This window comes from Cupriavidus sp. SIMBA_020 (genome assembly GCF_046535395.1).
GTDB lineage: Bacteria > Pseudomonadota > Gammaproteobacteria > Burkholderiales > Burkholderiaceae > Cupriavidus > Cupriavidus campinensis.
Genome location: NZ_JAWRWU010000562.1, coordinates 1 through 272 on the forward strand (window position 1 = coordinate 1; position 272 = coordinate 272).

Genomic DNA, 272 nt, shown 5'->3' on the forward strand with positions numbered 1-272 from the left:
CGGCGCCCCCGCGCCGTTCGGCACGATGGCCGAGCGCACGATCGTGCCCGACGCCCAGTGCGTGCCGCTGCCGGACGGGCTCGACGACATCACGGCCGCGGCGATCGCGATTCCCGGGATGTCGTCGTGGGCGGCGCTGATCGAACGCGCGCGCTTCGCGGCGGGCGAGACGGTGCTCGTCAACGGTGCGACGGGAACGTCGGGCCGGCTCGCGGTGCGGATCGCCAGGCATCTCGGCGCGGCGAAAGTGATTGCGACGGGCCGCAACGCGG

The 272-nt window shown here is 74.6% G+C and carries 1 pseudogene; it reads left to right on the top strand.

Going from position 1 to position 272, the window contains the following annotated elements:
• Window positions 1-272, top strand: a pseudogene (locus SB751_RS30530) (zinc-binding alcohol dehydrogenase family protein); the annotation flags it as partial.